The organism is Mesorhizobium ciceri biovar biserrulae, from assembly GCF_001618845.1.
Classification (GTDB): domain Bacteria; phylum Pseudomonadota; class Alphaproteobacteria; order Rhizobiales; family Rhizobiaceae; genus Mesorhizobium; species Mesorhizobium ciceri.
On sequence record NZ_CP015064.1, the window covers coordinates 4,461,019 to 4,478,411 of the forward strand.

Below are 17,393 nucleotides of genomic sequence, written 5' to 3' on the forward strand. Positions count from 1 at the left end.
GACAAAACAAGAGAACACGGATTCCGGGGAGGCCCATGGCGATACGCGATGTTCTGATGCGCGGGGATCTTGCGCTGACGCCGTCGGAGGAGAAGATCGTCCGACTGCTGTTGACGGACTATCCGACCTCCGGCCTCGGTACCGCCTCATCGCTCGCCCGGCGCGCTGGCGTCAGCGATCCAACCGTGGTGCGGCTGGTGATGAAGCTCGGCTATGAAGGGTTTCCGGATTTCCAGGCGAGGCTTCTGGCCGAAGTCGAGGCAAGACTGCACTCGCCGCTGCTGATGATGGAGGCCAAGCGGCAGAGCGGTTCCAACGACAGCGCCGTGCTGGCCTATCTCGATAGCGTCACCACGGCCTTGCAGAAAGCCACCGCCGCGACACCCGTCCAGACTTACGAGCGGGCGGCCCGCTTGCTGATGGAGGCCAAGGGCGAGATCGTGATGGTTGGCGGCCGGTTCAGCCGCCACATCGCCGGCATGCTGGCCGGCTATCTCGTGCAGTTCCGCTCCGGGGTTCGCGATCTCGGCGTGCTCTCTCCGCAGATCTTCGACACGCTGGCCGACCTCGGCCGGCGCGACGTGCTCGTCGTCTTCGACTACCGCCGCTACCAACTCGATGTGATGGCCTATGCAAAACAGGCGGCGGCGCTCGATGTGCGCATCCTCCTGTTCACCGACCAATGGCTGTCGCCGATATCAGATCTCGCCGAAGTCACCATCGTCAGCCCGCTCGAAGTCGCCTCACCTTACGACACGCTGGCGCCGGCGATCGCACAGATGGAAGCGTTGGTCGCCCATATCGTTTCGACGCTGGGCGACGAGGCCCGCGCCCGCATCGAACGACTCGAAAAGGTGCGGCATGCCAATGCCGTGACGCTCGACAGCGAACCGCAAGAGAACGGTGCGCGCAAGACACCCGGCCCCCGCAAGACACCGGGACCCAAATCAGCAAAGCAGGACGACAAAGCATGACCCAGGCCCTACCCAAACGAGACGAAGCCTTCCGTGCCGGCGAAACGGCACTGCTGCTCGTCGACATGCAGCGCATCTGGCTGGAGCCGGGCGCCGATCCGTCACATCCGGAACGTGGCCGCGATCATTATTTTTACCGGCAGACATCCTCGCAGACGATCCCCAACCAGGAGCGCCTGCTGGCGGCGGCGCGGGCCAATGGCGTCGAGGTGCTGCACACCATCATCCAGAGCCTGACCGAAGACGGCCGTGAGCGCTCGCTCGACCACAAGCTGACACCGATCCATGTTGCGCCCAGTCTCCCCGAAGGACTGCCGGTGGCATCGCTGGCGCCGGTTGGCGACGAGATCATGCTGCCGAAGACGTCGTCGGGCATCTTCAATTCGACCAATGTCGACTATCTCCTCAAGAACCTCGGCATCCGCTATCTCGTCGTGGTCGGCGTGCTGACCGATCAATGCGTCGACATGGCGGTGCGCGACGGCGCCGACCGCGGCTATCTTGTCACCTGCGTATCGGATGCCTGCGCCACCATCACCCAGGAACGCCACGACATCGCGCTCAAGGCCTTCGGCGGCTACTGCTGGGTGGCCGACACCGACACGGTCGTCGACCGCTTCAACGCTTTGGGAAAACCGGCATGACATCGACTGTCGAGCCTCTGGTTGCCGTCGTCACCACGGATCTCTCCGCCGTCACGCGGGGCCGTTTCGTTGCCGAAAGCAAGTTGCAGAAGACCGCCACGACCGGCGTCGGTTGGCTGCAGGCCAATCTGTCGCTGACACCGTTCAACTCGATCGTCGATCCCAACCCCTGGGGCTCGTCGGGCGACCTGCGGCTGATCCCCGATCTCGAGGCGCGCTTTCGCACGACACGCACCGGATCGGCAACGCCATTCGACATGGTCGCCGGCGACATCGTCGAGCTCGACGGCAGCTCATGGCTCGGCTGCACCCGCACGATGCTCAAAGACGCGCTGGCCGATTTGAAAGCCGCAACCGGCCTGTCGGTCATCGCCGCCTTCGAGCATGAATTCAACGTCGCCGACGGCGGCTTCGCACAGGCGCATTCAATGTCTTTCGCCGCACTGCGCCGCGCCGACCCTTTCGCGCCCAATCTGATGGCGGCGCTCGAGGAAGCCGGCGTCGTACCCGAGGTGGTCATCGCCGAATTCGGCGACGAGCAGTTCGAGGTGACGCACGAGCCGGCGGACGCGCTGACGGCGGCCGACCGCGCCGTCGCCATCCGCGAAATCACGCGCGAGTTGGCGCGCAATGCCGGCTGGCGTGCTAGCTTCGCCCCCAAGACAGCGCCAACCGCCGTTGGCAACGGCGTCCACATCCATTTCAGCTTCGTCGACGAGGCCGGCAAGCCGATGACTTACGATCCGGCACTGGCGGGCGGCCTTTCCGCCAAAGCGGGCGCCTTCTGTGCCGGCGTGCTGCGCCATCTGCCTGGGATGACCGCCATGACGGCGTCGAGCGTGTCGTCCTTCTACCGGCTGAAGCCGCACAGCTGGAGTTCTTCCTACACCTGGCTTGCCGACCGCGACCGCGAGGCGTCGCTGCGCATCTGCCCGACGGTGACGATCGGCGGACGGGATCCGGCGCGGCAATACAACATCGAATACCGGGCCGCCGACGCCACCGGCAATCCCTATCTGTCGCTGGCGGCGATCATCCGCGCCGGGCTGGAAGGGCTGAAGGCGGGCCTGCCGTCGCCACCTTTGGTCACCGGCGACCCGACACTGATGAGCGAGGCGGAGCGGGCAAGTCTCGGTCTGGTGCGCCTGCCCGAAACCCTGCCCGCGGCACTGGACGCGCTGCTGGCCGACGGCACCGTGACGGGATGGTTCGCGCCCGTCTTCATCGAAACCTTCGTCGGCCTCAAGCGACATGAAGCCGAGCGTCTTGCCGGTCTCGATCCGGCCTCCATCTGCGATCTCTACCGGACGCTCTATTGATGACCGCAGTGACAAAAAAAGATTGGCCCGAGGCCGTCGAGGCCCTCAACGAGCACGGCCGTTCCGATATCGTGCTGTTGTGCGAGCATGCGTCCAACCACATGCCGGTCGAGTATCGACAGCTTGGCCTCGATGCCCACCATCTGCAGCGCCACATCGCCTGGGATATCGGCGCCGCCGAAGTGACCCGCCTGCTGTCGTCGAAGCTCGATGCTCCGGCCTTCCTCAGCGGCTATTCGCGGCTGCTGATCGACCTCAACCGGCCACTGGGCACGCCAGGCAGCATTCCGGTACTGTCGGAAGACACCGACATTCCCGGGAATGTCGGCATCGATGCGGCGGAGCGGACCCGGCGCGCCGAGATCATCTTTTCGCCGTTCCATGACCGGGTGACCGCTTATCTCGACCGCCGGGCACAAGCAGGCCGGCAGACGCGGATCGTGACGATCCATTCTTTCACGCCGGTCTTCCTCGGCGTCAGCAGGCCCTGGCATGCCGGCGTGCTGCATGACCAAGCAAGAGGTCTCGCCGAAGCGATCCTTTCGGGCCTGCGCACCGATGCGGCGCTCAATGTCGCGGCCAACGTGCCCTATGTGATCAGCCGCGACGCCGACTACGCCGTGCCCATTCATGGCGACGATCGCGGCATCGCCGCCGTCCTCGTCGAGATCCGGCAGGATCTTTTGTCGACACGGTCCGGCATCGAGGAATGGGCGGACCGGCTGGCGGCGGCACTGCCGGCACTCGAGACAGAAACCGTGCCGTGAGCAATCCAAGCCTGCGCGAGCGCGACGCCGCGACCATCGCCCAGATCGGCAAGTTGCGTTTCTCGCCGCTCAGCGTCATCGGCAGCCGGGGCAACCGGCTGATCGGCGGCTGCTGGCAATCACGCCCCGCGGCCACGGCTGCGGCAGAAATTACCCAAGCAGCCCCGCCTGATCGTTGCGCGGCATTTATTCCGCGATACGCACGATCAGCTTGCCGAAATTCTTGCCATCGAGAAGGCCGAGAAAGGCCTGTGGTGCATTTTCGATGCCATCGACGATATCTTCCCTGTAGCGGACGCGGCCGGACGATATCCATTCGGCCATCTCACGATAGAAGGCCGGGCGCTGGTCGACAAATTCACGCTGGATAAACCCCCTGATCGTCAGGCTGCGGTGCAGCACTTGCTGCATCAATACCGGCAACCGGTCGACGCCGGCATCCGCGATGACGTTGTACTGCGCCATCAGCCCGCAGACCGGCACACGCGCAAATTCGTTCAGCAGCGGAAACACCGCGTCCCAGACAGGACCACCGACATTCTCGAAATAGATGTCGATGCCACCGGGGCAGGCTGCCTTCAACTGCTCGGCAAAATCATCGGCACGGTGATCGACGACCGCATCGAAGCCGAGTTCGTCTCGCACGAAGGCGCACTTGTCGGCACCGCCGGCAATGCCGACGGCACGCGCGCCCTTGATGCGCGCGATCTGGCCAACGGCCGACCCGACCGCGCCGCTGGCGGCCGCCACGACGACCGTCTCGCCAGGCTTCGGCTGCCCGATGGTGAGCAGACCGGCATAGGCCGTGAAGCCCGGCATGCCGAGCACGCCAAGCGCCGTAGTGATGGGTGCCGCAGCGGGATCCAGCTTGCGCAGCCCGACACCGTCGGACAAGGCAAAACTCTGCCAGCCGGAATGGGACAACACGATATCCCCTTCGGTAAATTCCGGGTGGCGAGAGATCACGACGCGCGCAACGGTACCGCCTTCCATCACGCCGTCGACATCGACGGGCCTGGCATAGGATTTCGTAGCGTTCATGCGCCCGCGCATATAGGGATCGAGCGACAGATAGAGGATCTGCAGCAGCAGTTCGCCCTCTCCCGGCTGGACGACATCAACCGTCTCGATGCGGAAATCATCCGGCTTTGGCCGGCCTTGTGGCCGCGCCGCGAGCACGATGCGGGTGTTGGACTGGATCGACATCGAAAATCTCCCTGCGAAGAAGGCTCTACTCGAAAAACCGGTTGGGCGGACGCTTCAGGCCGAGATTCTCGCGCAGTGTCGACCCTTCATATTGCCGCCTGAAGATCCCTCGCCGTTGCAATTCCGGCACCACCTTCTCGGCAAAATCATCGAGCCCGGCGGGCAGGTATGGAAACATGATGTTGAACCCGTCGGAACCCTCGCCGATCAGCCATTCCTCCATCTCGTCGGCGATTGTTTCAGGCGTGCCGACAAAAGCAAGGCCGGAATAGCCGCCCAGCCTTTGCGCAAGCTGCCTGACGGTCAGGTTCTCCTCGCGTGCCAGTTCGATGACGCGCTCGCGGCCACTCTTCGAGGCATTGGTCTCGGGGATTTCGGGCAAGGGCGCGTCGGGATCAAAACCGGACGCGTCATGTCCGATGGCGATCGACAGCGAGGCGATGCCGCTCTCGTAGTAGACGAGACTGTCGAGCTTCGCCCGCCTGGCCTGCGCGTCCTCGATGCTGTCGCCGACAACGACAAAGGCGCCGGGCAGGATCTTGATGTCGTCACGCGACCGGCCAAGCCTTTCCGCACGGCCTTTGACGTCGGCGAAGAAGCGCTGCCCCGCCGCGAGATCGGCATGGGCGGCGAAAATGACCTCCGCTGTCTCCGCCGCCAGTTGGCGTCCTGCCTCCGAGGCGCCGGCCTGCACGATGACCGGCCAGCCCTGGATTGGCCGCGCGATGTTGAGTGGGCCGCGCACCGAGAGATGCTCACCCTTGTGGTCGAGCACATGCAGCCTGGCCGGGTCGAAATAGAACCCGCTTTCGGCGTCGCGGATGAAGGCATCGTCGGCAAAGCTGTCCCACAGGCCGGTGACGACATCGTAGAATTCCCGGGCCCGCCGGTAGCGCTCGTCATGCTCGACATGCTCGTCGAGGCCGAAATTGAGCGCCGCATCCGGATTGGACGTGGTGACGATGTTCCAGCCGGCGCGTCCGCCGCTGATATGGTCGAGCGAGGCGAAGCGGCGGGCAACATGATAGGGCGCGTCGAACGTCGTCGATGCGGTGGCGACCAGCCCGATATGGTCGGTGACGGCGGCGAGCGCCGACAAAAGCGTGAACGGCTCGAACGAGGTGACCGTGTGGCTGCGCCGCAGCGCCTCGATCGGCATGTTGAGAACGGCCAGATGGTCGGCCATGAAGAAGGCGTCGAACTTCGCCGCCTCCAAGGTCTGGGCGAAGCGCTTCAGATGCGCGAAATTGAAATTGGCGTCGGCATAGGCGCCCGGATAGCGCCAGGCGCCGGTATGCAGGCTGACGGGGCGCATGAAGGCGCCGAGGTGCAATTGTTTTTGTGTCATGAAAGTCGTTTCGACCGATCGATACAGTCGAGCACTAGCGCTCGAATCCTAAACTCAGGATCGGACGGTCCGCGCAACTCGGGAAGATATCCTGTTCCTCCACGCCGGCCTTTTGCAGCATAGGTTTTGCGCTGTCCGGGACCAGGACAAAAAATGGCCGGGCTCGAATGCGGCCCGGCCAAAAGAAGGTTTGAACCTTCAGAGGGGAACACCGTCCAGCGGAATGGGAGGAAACCGCTAAACGATTTTACCTTTTTGCGCCTATCTCGAAGCCTTGGCGACGAATGGCATTCCAAAAAACATATGAAACGGCGAAAATTCGTGCAGAGCTGAGCTCACGAGCCCGCCGCTCCGGCCTGGAGAAGATCGGCATAGTGGCGGCGCGCCACGTCGGGATGTGAACGCAGTCGGCTTTTGAGCACATTGGTGCCGACATCGCGGAACAACGGATTGTCCGGATCGCTTGCCGGCCCGCGCGCTTCGGCCGCCAATTCCTCGGGCAGGGTCAGAAGCGGTATGGTCGCGTCCAGCCGCGCACTGAAGAAGAAGGGAACGGAGATCCGCTCGACGCCGGCAGGCGGCGTCACGACGCGGTGAACGGTGGCACGCAAATACCCATTCGATGCCAGTTCGAGCAGTTCGCCAATGTTGACGACCAGCGTTCCAGGGAGCGGATCCACATTCACCCAGCTTCCGTCATATTCGACCTGCAGGCCCTTGTTGTCGTCCTGCAGCAGCAGGGTGAGGAAACCGCCATCCTTGTGCGCGCCGACGCCCTGGTCGCCTTCGGTCGCGTCACGGCCGGGATAACGGACGATCTTCATGCGATGGTTGGGCGAGTCCCGATAGATCGCGTCGAAGGCGTCCTCGGGCTGATCGAGCGATAGTGCGAAGGCTTTCAGCAGCCGAATGGCCACCGCGGTCGCCTTGGCCTGCCATGCAAGCAGTGCCGGCTTGAGCTCCGGCAGTGCAGACGGCCACTGGTTCGGCCCCTGCAGCCGTGTCCACGGTGCAATTCCAGGTTCCTGCGCTATGGGCTGGCGCTCGACGCCGATGTCGAGTTGCTCACGCCAGTCGGCCGCGCCCTTGGTCAGTTCGCCGCCGGCGCGGGTGTAGCCGCGAAACTGCTGGGATTTGACCATTTCGATGGCCAGCTTGTCGGCCTCCGGCAACGCGAAGAACCGTCGCGAGGCATCGAGCACGTCGTCGATCTCCGGGGCGGAAATTCCGTGGCCGCTGAGATAGAAGAAGCCAACGTCCCGGGCTGCCGTACGCAGGTCCAGGAGAAAGGTACGATACTCGGACGCACCTTGTTCGAGGCGGCTCAGGTCAAGCACCGGCACAATTCTGGGCATGGTCAGCTTCCTTCTTTTCTCTGCCCTGGCTTAGGAGAAGTAGAAGCGACCACCGGCAAGAGCTTCGAGCATGAATGCATCTCAAAGTGACACGCAAGGCGTGCCGATCAAAGCAACAGGAAGTCCAATCCGGGCCGGATGGAAGAACGTCAGCGCTGCATATTATGACCTGTCGGCAAATAATTTCCCGACAAGTGCTTTACCCGCCATGCCTCTCGTGGACCGCACTTTCCAGTGCGACAGCGTATAAGTCGCAGCGGAAGCGCAATCGCGCGTGATCGTCTGTAAATCCCGCCAGCCGACCGGCAAGACGGCTTCAAGCCAGCTCGAACCGCTCGATGGCGCGCATGATGCCGCGCAGCTCGGCGAGGCCCTTCAGCCGGCCGATCAGCGAATAGCCGGGGTTGATCCTGGTCTTGCCGATGTCGTCGGCAAGCAGATGGCCATGGTCTGGTCGCATCGGAATGCGCCAGTCGGCACGGCCTTCCCCGCGACGGCGCGCCTCTTCCTGCATCAGAGCGAGGATAACATGCGCCATGTCGGTGCCGCCTTCGAGATGCTCGGCTTCGTAGAACGAGCCGTCATCCTCGATGGTGATGTTGCGGAGGTGGACAAAGTGGATGCGGTCCGCGAATTCCTTGACCATGGCGACGATGTCATTGTCGGCGCGCGTGCCATAAGAGCCGGTGCAGAACGTCAGGCCGTTGGCGGGGCTGTCGACGGCGTTAAGGATGAAACGCGCATCCTCGGCTGTCGAAACGATGCGTGGCAAGCCATAGAGCGAGAAGGGCGGGTCGTCGGGATGGATGCACATGCGCACCCCCTCCTCTTCGGCCACCGGAATGATCTCGCGCAGGAACCAGGCAAGGTTTTGGCGCAGCTCCTTTGGTCCGATCGCATCGTAGTCCGCCAGGGCCTCGCGAAAACTGTCCCTGTCATAGCTGCGCTCGGTCGCCGGCAGGCCGGCGATCAGGTTGCGTTCGATCCTGTCGATCGCTTCGCTGCTCAATTCCTTCAGCCGCGCTTCCGCTTCGGCGATACGGGCAGCGGTATAGCCGGCTTCGGCATTGACGCGCTTCAGCACGAACAGGTCGTAGGCTGCGAAATCGATGGCGTCGAAACGCAGCGCATAGCCCGTCGTCGGCAGCCGATAGGCGAGATCCGTGCGGGTCCAGTCGACCACCGGCATGAAATTGTAGCAGACCGTCGCAATGCCGGCCTTGGCGAGCGCGCGGATTGAGTCGCGATAGTAGCCGGCGTAGCGCTCGCGTTCCGGCGCGCCGATCTTGAAGGAGTTGTGGACCGGAATGCTCTCGACCACCGACCATGTCAGGCCGGCAGCCTCGATGACACGCTTGCGCTCCAGAATGCTCTCGAGCGGCCAGGTGCGCCCGTCATAGATATCGTGCAAGGCGCTCACCACGCCGGTCGCACCGGCCTGCCTGACATGATCGAGCGTTACCGGGTCGTTTGGTCCATACCAGCGCCAGCACTGTTCCATTGCCGCTTCCTTCTGCGAGAGGATGGCAACCTATTGTTGGACCACAATGGGTGTCAAACTCGGAACCGGTTTCGGACAGCGAATGAAGGAGTTTTCCCAATGAAGGATTTCGACGGCAAGGTTGCCTTGGTGACGGGGACGACCGGGATTGGCCTCGCAACCGCCAGACGCCTCGCTGCAGGGGGCGCCGCGATCATCGCCTGCGGCATCGACCGCGCGGCCAACGCTGCGTTGAAAGCGGAACTGGAAAGCTCCGGAGCCGGGGCGCTGGTGATAGGCGCCGACGTCTCCGTGCCCGATCAGGTTCGCGACGCGGTCGCGGCCGGCGTGGAGCGGTTCGGCGGCCTCGATATCGTCGTCAATTCGGCGGCGGTGCATCCGTACGGAACCGCCGTCAGCACCGATTTCGAGACCTGGAACAAGGCGATGTCGGTCAATGTCGGGTCGATCTATCTGACCGCGCATTTCGGCATCCCGGAAATGGTCCGCAGGGGCGGCGGCGCCATCGTCAACGTCGCTTCGGTGCAGGGCTTTGCCTGCCAGCAAAACGTCGCCGCCTATGCCACCACCAAGGGCGCCATCCACACGCTGACGCGTGCCCTGGCCCTCGACCATGCGCGCTCCGGCATCCGCGTCAATTCCGTCAGCCCCGGCTCGATCCGCACTCCGATCCTGGAGAAGGCCGCCCGCGGCGAGAACGGCACGGACGCCGATGTCGAGGCCGCCTACAAGCACTTCGGCGAAGCGCACCCCATCGGGCGCATCGGCGAGCCGGAGGAGGTGGCCGAACTTATCGCTTTCCTGTGTTCGTCGAAGGCCGGCTTCTGCACTGGCGCGGATTACAAGATCGATGGCGGCCTGACCGCCGGCATCGGCGTGAAGTAGATCGCGAATGGGGCTTGGCCTTTAGCGGGAGCGGCCGGCATCCGACAATTGGTTTGCCGAATTCTTGCAGATCAATGCTCAAGCAAATCGAACACCGCACGGGCCACGCCGAACACGAAAGGGGGCGGTGCGATCGATGAAATAATAGGCATTCTTGCCGATTGACAAAAACATCAACAGGCGACCAAGATCATATGACCATCAACGATATTGGTCCCGAGGTTGCCCCTCGGCATTGGCGTAAAGGAGAGCCAGATGCCCCTTCAGCAGAGAGTGACCCATCGTCCGAAACAACGTCCCGCCGCTCCCATCCTTGCCGCCGCACTGCTAGGCCTCGGCCTGATTACAGTGCCCGGCATCGGCCACGCCGAAGGGATCACGCTCAAGATTTTCGGCGGCTCGGCGCTCGACGAACTCGCGCCGCGTCAGCCGCCGGACGAGCAGAAGAAAATCCAGCAGCAGGTTATCGACGGCTTCCTCAAGGCCAACCCCGACGTCGCCGCGATCGAGTGGGATGCCCAGGGGCCACAAACCGATTCCATTCAGCGCGTGATGACCGCAAAACTTGCAAATCAGGAAATGGATCTGATCGCCTGCCCGGCCTTCTACACCAATGGTGCCTATGTCAGGCGCAAACTGGTGATGCCGATTACCGACAAGATCAAGTCGTTCCAGGACAGGATCGACGCCGCTGCACTTGGCGCCTTCACGGTCAACGGGCAAGTCTATGGCGTGCCGATCTCGACGCTGTCGACATCGACGATCTTCTACAATGTCGATCTCTTTCAGAAGCTCGCCATTCCTGTCCCGCCAACCTATGACGACCTGAAGGCAGCCGTGCCGAAGTTCAAGACCGCGGGCGTGATCCCTCTGCTGCATCAGGGCTCGAACACCGTGATGTGGCCGATGTGGTACTTCGAGACCTTTTCGCAGGCATCGGGCGACCCGGTCGGCAAGACGCAGAAGAACCTCGAGGGCACGGCGAAGTTCACCGACGCGCCCGATGTCGAGGGGTTCAAGCTGATCAAGCAATGGGTCGATGATGGCATCCTTTCCAAGGATTCGCTTTCCGTCGACCAGGACGGCATGCGTGCGGCCTTCGCCGCCGGCAAGAGCGCCATGTATTATGGCGGCACCTGGGAAATCCCGTCGCTCCAGTCGAGCGTCAAGGACTTCAAATGGGGCGTCTTCGCCTTTCCGAAAATGGACGGGACGCCGGGCGCGCCTGGCCATGGCGGCGGTGCCGACAACGGCATGTGCGTCGCCTCCTCGATCCCGCCCGAGAAGCTCGATGCCGCGGTCAAATTCATCGAATATCTGACACGGCCTGAAGTCGCGACGCTCTACCTCGCACCGGAACAGCCGATCGCGGCCTCGATCAAGGGCGTGCCGCAGGTCGACGATGCCTATGCCGTCGAACTGCGCAAGCAGGCCTTCCCGAACACGATCAAGTTCCTCGACTGGATCTGGCCATCGGAGGTCGCGAGCGCCACGGCTTCGGCAATCGCCGGCATCGTCGGCGGCACCACGACGCCCGAAGACGCCGCCGCATCGATCCAGACCATCTTCGACGACCTCAAGGCCCAGGGCAGTTGGCCGCCCAAATGAGCCCTTGCAAGTGAGCGCCCGCAAGCGAGCGCGCATCCAGCCGGGCTGATGCGCTAGGCAAGAAAAACAGAGGCTGCCTGCTTCGGGCAGCCTCGCCCATCGGAGAGAACACATGACGACACATCGCGCCGAACGGCAGCGCTTCTCGATCGGTTATCATCTGAACAGCTGGGACCTGACCGGCCTTCCGCTCAGGCCAGCCATCAAGTTTCTCGCCGACCAGGGCTTCGGCTGGTTCGAGATCCTCGCCTTCACCAGCCTGTCGGACCAGTACGCCCGCAAATACATGCAGCTCGGCAATCAGGCGCCGATGGGGGTGACCACCGACACCGACATCTTGCGGCGCTATGCGCTGCTGTCGGAAGGCCAGAGCGAATATGGTATCAAGCTCTCCTCCTTCTACGTCAATGCGATCTTCACCAACCCCGTCGCCTGGCCTTATGAACGTGACGTGCTCGTCGGGCTGACCAGGATGTTGAAGGGCTTTGGCTCACCGGTGCTGGTTCTCGGCGGCGGTCCCTCGGAAGCCGCTGCCGGGGCGCACACGGCCGACGACTACCGCGCCTTCTGCCGGGCGCTCGAGGATATCGGCAGGCGGACGAAGGACCTTGGCATCGAGACGGTCTATCACCCGCACCTCGACACCTTCATCGAGCGCCGCGACCAGCTCGATCGCATGATGGATGAATTGGATACCAACCTCGCCGGCCTGTGCATCGATCCGGCGCATCTCGCCCACACCAATTCCGATCCGGTCGACGCGGTCAAGACCTACATTTCGGCCGTGCGCTATATGCATTTCAAGGACACCAGGGTCGATCCGGCGCTGAAGGGCTATGACCGCTATGGCGCCTTTTGCGAGCTCGGCGCCGGGGTCGTCGATCTTGCCGGCATCGCCGACGCCCTGCTGGAGGCAAACTACGATGGCCTCGCCATCATCGAGCTGGATGCGTCCAAGAAGACAGCAGAGCAAAGCACGCTCGAGAGCATCGCCTATATCAGGGACACGCTCGGGCTGGTGCTGACCCCGCAAGGCGCGAAGGCCACATGAGCACGCGACCGCAAGAGGCGGCTCCTGTTTCGAGCCGATCCGGCACCTGGCGCTTCGACGCCGGGGACGGGGCTACGGCCTTCGTCATGATCCTGCCCGCCGCGATCCTCTTCGGTCTTTTCTACCTCTGGCCGTTCGTCAACGGCTTCTGGCTCAGCCTGCACAATTGGGACGGGTTTTCCGACCCGACATGGGCGGGCTTTTCCAACTACATGCGGCTGGCGCATGATCGCACCTTCCTCGGCGCGCTGCGCAACAATTTGATTTTCGTCGTTGCCGTCGTGGTCCTGAAAAACGCGCTCGGCCTCGGGCTGGCGCTGCTTCTGAACCGGGCGCTGCTTGGCCGCGCCTTCTTTCGCGCCGCCGCCTTCGTCCCGGTGACGATGTCCTTCGTCGCCGTCGGCCTGCTCTGGTCCTGGATCTACAATCCCGTCTTCGGCCTGCTCAACAGCGGGCTCGATCTCATCGGCCTCGCCGGGCTGAAACGATCATGGCTCGGCGACGCCGACATCGCGCTCTACTCGATCATCGTCGTCGATGTTTGGAAATGGCTCGGCTTCCATGCCGTCATCTATCTGGCCGGGCTGCAGACGATCCCCTCGGAGCTTTATGAATCGGCGAAGATGGACGGCGCCGGCCCCTTGCAGCGCTTCCGGCACGTCACCGTTCCGATGATGATGCCGATCATCTTCATCAACACCATCCTCGGCCTTTCCGGCGCCTTCGTGCGCAATTTCGACATCGTCTATGTCTTGACCAAGGGCGGCCCGAACCACGCCACCGAAGTGGTGCTCACCTACATGATGAGCAAGGCCTTCCAGGACGGCGCCATGAGCTACGCCGCTGCGATCGGCTATGTTCTCTTCATGATCGTCGGGCTGGCCAGCGTCGGCCTGCTGGCCCTGATGCGGCGGCAAAGGCTCGACGTCTGATGAGAGCCGCCAACCTTTCGCTGAACGATGGCGCCGCCGGCTCTCGCCGTCGCGGGCTCATGCAGCGCCTCGGCATGCGCGGCATCCTCGAACTTGGCGGCATCTATGCCGCGCTCATTCTCGTGCTCTTCGAGACCCTTTATCCGCTGCTTTGGGTGCTGTTCGGTTCGCTCAAGACCAAGCAGGAAATGCTCAGCAATGTCTGGGGTCCGCCATCGAGCCTGGTGCTGCAGAACTATGCCGATGCCTGGCGGATCGCCGGCATGGGATCGCGCATCGTCAACAGCATCTTCGTCACCGGCTCGGCATTGATCATCCTGGTGGCCGTCGCGACGCCGTGCGCCTATGCGGTGGCGCGTCTTCGTTTCCCCGGACGCGGTCTTGTGGTCGCAGTCGCGGTTGCGGCCATGCTGGTGCCGCCGCAGGTGATGGCCATTCCGCTGTTCCTGGTGGCGCGCGATCTCGGCCTGATAAACAGCCGGCTCGGCATTGCCTTCATCTATGCCGCGACCTCGCTGCCGCTTTCGGTCTTCATTCTGCGCAGCTTCTTCATCACGTTGCCGGCCGACCTCGAAGATGCCGCGCGCATCGATGGCGCCAGCCGGCTCGAGATCCTGATCCACATCATGCTGCCCCTGGTGCGGCCGGGCGTGGCGCTGATCCTCATCTTCGGCTTCATCGAGATCTGGAACGATTTCTTCCTGGCCTTCCTGCTGTTGCGCGACCCTTTGGTGCAGACCATCCCGCTTGGGCTGGTCAGCTTCTTCCAGCAATACGACTCGCTCTGGACGCTCTATTTCGCCGCGTTGACGATCACGACACTGCCGGTGATCGTCGTCTTCGTCGCCATGCAACGGCAGTTCATCGCCGGCCTGACGGCCGGCGCCGTGAAGGGTTGACATGCAGGATCGCGTTATTGGCGTCGGCGTCATCGGCTGCGGCGAGATCGCCCAGCTGATGCACTTGCCTTATCTCATGGAGTTGCCGGCGTTTCGCATCGCCGCCTTATGCGACATCTCTCCCGGCACGGTCGACAAGGTCGCGGAACATTATGGCGTCACTGCCAGATATACGGACCATCGCGCGCTGCTTGCCGATCCGAATGTCGATGCGGTCGTGATCTGCACCTACGATCATGGCGAGATGGTTGCCGATGCAATCCGCGCCGGCAAGCACCTGATCGTCGAGAAGCCGCTTGCCTTCACGCCCGAGGAGGCGCGCCCGCTGGTCGAGCAGGCCGAGCGGAGCGGCCTCGTCGCCCTTGTCGGCTACATGAAATTCTATGATCCCGGCTATGAGATCGGGCTGGAGCGCATCGCCGCCATCGGCCGGCCGAAATCGATCCATGTCCACGATTTCGCGGGCCGCTTCGACCGTTATGGCCAACTCTACACGCAGACCAGGGTCACCGACGTGCCGGCCGATGTGTTGGCGGCGGGACGCGAAACGGTCGCTCGGCGCATCGAGGCGGCGCTCGGTGTGGACCATGCCGGCTATCGCGATCTCTATCTTGTACTGCTCAGCCTCGCCAGCCACGACCTTGCCGTCATGCGCGGCGCTTTCGGCACGCCGGACTGCGTCGTGCATGCACAGCAGACCGGTCCCAACCAGCTGCTGGCCGTGCTCGATTATGGCGGCGTCCCTTGCCTCTTCGACATGGCACTTGCCCAGTATGAATGGTGGGACGAGTGGATCCACGTGCATGGCGAGCGCGACGAGGTGCGGATCGAATTCCAGAACCCCTATTTCCGCAATGCCTCGGCGACTGTCCGGCTACGTGAAACGACAGGCGAGGCTGCATCCGAACGCGTTCTGCCTGGCGTTCCGGATACGTCGTTCCGCCGCGAATGGCTGCATTTCGCTGATTGCATTCTTGCCGGCGTTAAGCCGCGCACGCCGCTTTCGGGCGGGCTCGCCGATCTCGATCTTGCCGTTCGGATCATCCAGGCAATGCCGCCGAAAAGACTTTAGCGAAATTTCGGAAACGCACCGCCATCAGGGGCGTTGGCCCAGCTCTGCAAGGTCTGGCCGCCGTCGATCAGCCAATCCACGCCTGTGACGTGCTTCGCCTCGTCCGAGGCCAGGAAAGCCACGGCGGCCGCGACATCGTCCGGCTGGCCGATGCGGCGCAATGGAATGCGGTCGGCGAAATGCTGGACGCTGCTCTTGAATTCGCCGTCACCGGAAGCCGGCACGCCAAGCGTCGTCTCGATCACGCCGGGGCAAATGGCATTGACGCGTATGCCGTAGGGCGCGGCATCGAGCGCCGCAACCCGCGTCAGGCCGACCACGCCGTGTTTGGAAGCGACATAGCCGGCACCGCCCGAAAGGACGTCCCAACCGGCCATGGATGAGCCCATGTTGACGATCGAGCCACCGGTCCCCGCCTTGATCATCGCCCGAAGCGATGCCTGCAGGACGAGGAAGATACCGCGCAGATTGATACGGATGATCGTATCCCAGTCCTCGACCGGCAGGTCGTGAACGGGAGCGACGACGCCGGAAATGCCGGCATTGTTGAACACCACGTCGAGGCCGCCGAACGTCTCGACGGTCGCCTCGACGGCGCGCCGCACATCCGCTTCATCGCTGACGTCGGCTTCGATGGCAATGGCGTTTTCACCCAGTGAGCGAGCCAGTTGCTGCGCCGCCGCGCCATTGCGATCGACAATGGCGACGCGCGCGCCTTCGTCAAGGAAACGCCGCACCGCCGCGCCGCCGATCGCGCCGGCGCCGCCAGTGACAAGGATCTTCTTCTGGTCGAATCGTTTCATCCCCCGGTCTCCGGCTTTGGATAGGAACGCCATGAATATTGTGGTTCGAAGCCGATCGTTTCGCGCGCATGGACCGTGTCGAGCACGGCGCCAAAGCCGGCGATCGGCCGCGATAGAGCGACATCGGGATAGACCCGGCGCACGAGCGCTTCGGTTTCCTCTTCCATGAAGGTGTCGGCGGCGCTGAGCAGGACGCGCAGATGGCCGTCGCCTTGCCATTCAAGCGCCCGCAGGAAGCCCTGCCCGGCGTCGCGCGCGTCGAGATAGGCCCACAGGTCGCGGGCACTGTCGGCCGTGGCGCGGCGCGGCCCGACGCCCTCGAAAAATGAACCCGGCGTCTGGATCCACGGCATGCGGATACTGACCGCCGAAAAGGCGCCGCGGCGCACCGCCGCGTCGACGATTTCCTCGCCCAGCCATTTCGACAGGCCGTACGGGTCCTGCGCGCCGACCGGGTGGTCCAGGTCGACCGGCAGATAGGGCGGCCGCACAGGTTTTTCGAAAAAGGGATAGCCGAAAACGCTGAAGGATGAGGCATAGATGAAGCGCCTAGCGCCGGCCATGGCGGCTGCCTCGACCACATTGTAGGCGGTCGCGATGTTGGTCTTGAACACCTCGCCGCCGGCCCGGCCGGTCGGCCGCGGAATGGCCGCGACATGCACAACGGCATCGCAATCGCGCACCAGCTGCAGTGTCGATCCCAGATCGGTCAAATCGGCGGTTGCGTGGCGCCATGCGACCTCACCCGGCACCACGGCATCGACACCAAGCACATCGTGGCCGGCCGCAACCAGAGCCTCGGCCACATGGCGGCCAAGCAGGCCGCTGGCTCCGGTGACGATGGTTTTCATATCTCGGCCTCGGCTCCGCAATTCAGCGGCTTGAATATCATTGATGGTCATACAAATCGAGCACATGCCTGACAAGCGTTGTCAAGGCCATTTCGCGATGGGCAAATAGCGCATACGCTTGTCGGAGCGCGGTGCGCAAGGCCGACCAGCACGCTTTGCGTCGAACGGGATTGACTTG

At 63.3% G+C, this 17,393-nt stretch carries 16 protein-coding genes; 10 read left to right on the top strand and 6 right to left on the bottom strand.

Annotated features, from left to right (window positions below; genetic code table 11):
* Positions 1-35: 35 nt before the first annotated feature.
* The 4 genes from A4R29_RS20950 to A4R29_RS20965 are packed head-to-tail and all read left to right on the top strand — an operon-like array spanning position 36 to position 3,704.
* The gene (locus tag A4R29_RS20950) at positions 36-974 is read left to right on the top strand and encodes a MurR/RpiR family transcriptional regulator (protein ID WP_063172787.1); all 939 of its coding nucleotides are present in this window, start codon (positions 36-38) and stop codon (positions 972-974) included.
* Positions 971-1,618 (top strand): cysteine hydrolase family protein, encoded by a 648-nt coding sequence (locus A4R29_RS20955; protein WP_063172788.1) that lies wholly within the window; start codon positions 971-973, stop codon positions 1,616-1,618. Before A4R29_RS20950 ends, A4R29_RS20955 begins: the two co-directional genes overlap by 4 nt.
* Positions 1,615-2,937: a type I glutamate--ammonia ligase gene (locus A4R29_RS20960; protein WP_063172789.1), complete on the top strand. Its 1,323-nt coding sequence runs from the start codon at positions 1,615-1,617 to the stop codon at positions 2,935-2,937. Before A4R29_RS20955 ends, A4R29_RS20960 begins: the two co-directional genes overlap by 4 nt.
* Positions 2,937-3,704 (top strand): N-formylglutamate amidohydrolase, encoded by a 768-nt coding sequence (locus A4R29_RS20965; RefSeq protein WP_024502302.1) that lies wholly within the window; start codon positions 2,937-2,939, stop codon positions 3,702-3,704. The genes A4R29_RS20960 and A4R29_RS20965 overlap by 1 nt, the downstream gene beginning before the upstream one ends.
* A gap of 186 nt (positions 3,705-3,890) precedes the next feature.
* Here A4R29_RS20965 and A4R29_RS20970 read toward each other — a convergent pair whose 3' ends face one another.
* The 4 genes from A4R29_RS20970 to uxuA all read right to left on the bottom strand — a co-directional run bounded on the left by A4R29_RS20970 (position 3,891) and on the right by uxuA (position 9,114).
* A complete protein-coding gene (locus A4R29_RS20970) occupies positions 3,891-4,910 on the bottom strand; it encodes an NADP-dependent oxidoreductase (RefSeq protein ID WP_063172790.1) in 1,020 nt (339 codons plus the stop codon).
* Between the two features lie 25 nt (positions 4,911-4,935).
* Positions 4,936-6,258 carry an LLM class flavin-dependent oxidoreductase gene (locus A4R29_RS20975; RefSeq protein WP_063172791.1) on the bottom strand — a complete coding sequence of 441 codons (1,323 nt, stop codon included), beginning with the start codon at positions 6,256-6,258 and terminating at the stop codon, positions 4,936-4,938.
* A gap of 335 nt (positions 6,259-6,593) precedes the next feature.
* Complete coding sequence (locus A4R29_RS20980; RefSeq protein ID WP_063172792.1) at positions 6,594-7,613, bottom strand: isopenicillin N synthase family dioxygenase; 1,020 nt, start codon at positions 7,611-7,613, stop codon at positions 6,594-6,596.
* Positions 7,614-7,929: 316 nt separating this feature from the next.
* Positions 7,930-9,114: a mannonate dehydratase gene (gene uxuA, locus A4R29_RS20985; protein ID WP_063172793.1), complete on the bottom strand. Its 1,185-nt coding sequence runs from the start codon at positions 9,112-9,114 to the stop codon at positions 7,930-7,932.
* A 99-nt stretch (positions 9,115-9,213) separates the two neighbouring features.
* On the opposite strand from uxuA, the gene A4R29_RS20990 reads away from it, so the two are divergent.
* The 6 genes from A4R29_RS20990 to A4R29_RS21015 all read left to right on the top strand — a co-directional run bounded on the left by A4R29_RS20990 (position 9,214) and on the right by A4R29_RS21015 (position 15,561).
* The gene (locus A4R29_RS20990) at positions 9,214-9,999 is read left to right on the top strand and encodes an SDR family NAD(P)-dependent oxidoreductase (RefSeq protein ID WP_063172794.1); all 786 of its coding nucleotides are present in this window, start codon (positions 9,214-9,216) and stop codon (positions 9,997-9,999) included.
* A gap of 255 nt (positions 10,000-10,254) precedes the next feature.
* On the top strand, positions 10,255-11,607 hold the full coding sequence (locus A4R29_RS20995) for an ABC transporter substrate-binding protein (RefSeq protein WP_063172795.1): 1,353 nt from the start codon (positions 10,255-10,257) through the stop codon (positions 11,605-11,607).
* Positions 11,608-11,719: 112 nt separating this feature from the next.
* Positions 11,720-12,658, top strand: a complete 939-nt coding sequence (locus tag A4R29_RS21000) for a sugar phosphate isomerase/epimerase family protein (protein WP_013530309.1) — start codon at positions 11,720-11,722, stop codon at positions 12,656-12,658.
* Positions 12,655-13,590 (top strand): carbohydrate ABC transporter permease, encoded by a 936-nt coding sequence (locus tag A4R29_RS21005; RefSeq protein WP_024502296.1) that lies wholly within the window; start codon positions 12,655-12,657, stop codon positions 13,588-13,590. Before A4R29_RS21000 ends, A4R29_RS21005 begins: the two co-directional genes overlap by 4 nt.
* Positions 13,590-14,489, top strand: coding sequence for a carbohydrate ABC transporter permease (locus A4R29_RS21010; RefSeq protein WP_013530307.1), 900 nt, complete (start codon positions 13,590-13,592; stop codon positions 14,487-14,489). Before A4R29_RS21005 ends, A4R29_RS21010 begins: the two co-directional genes overlap by 1 nt.
* 1 nt (position 14,490) lies before the next feature.
* Entirely contained in the window at positions 14,491-15,561 is a 1,071-nt protein-coding gene (locus A4R29_RS21015) for a Gfo/Idh/MocA family oxidoreductase (protein ID WP_013530306.1), read from the top strand.
* On the opposite strand, the gene A4R29_RS21020 is transcribed toward A4R29_RS21015, so the two are convergent.
* Both A4R29_RS21020 and A4R29_RS21025 read right to left on the bottom strand, forming a co-directional pair.
* On the bottom strand, positions 15,558-16,364 hold the full coding sequence (locus A4R29_RS21020) for an SDR family NAD(P)-dependent oxidoreductase (RefSeq protein ID WP_063172796.1): 807 nt from the start codon (positions 16,362-16,364) through the stop codon (positions 15,558-15,560). The two genes, A4R29_RS21015 and A4R29_RS21020, sit on opposite strands and share 4 nt — an antisense overlap.
* Positions 16,361-17,215, bottom strand: coding sequence for an NAD-dependent epimerase/dehydratase family protein (locus A4R29_RS21025; protein ID WP_024502293.1), 855 nt, complete (start codon positions 17,213-17,215; stop codon positions 16,361-16,363). Before A4R29_RS21025 ends, A4R29_RS21020 begins: the two co-directional genes overlap by 4 nt.
* Positions 17,216-17,393 lie beyond the last annotated feature (178 nt).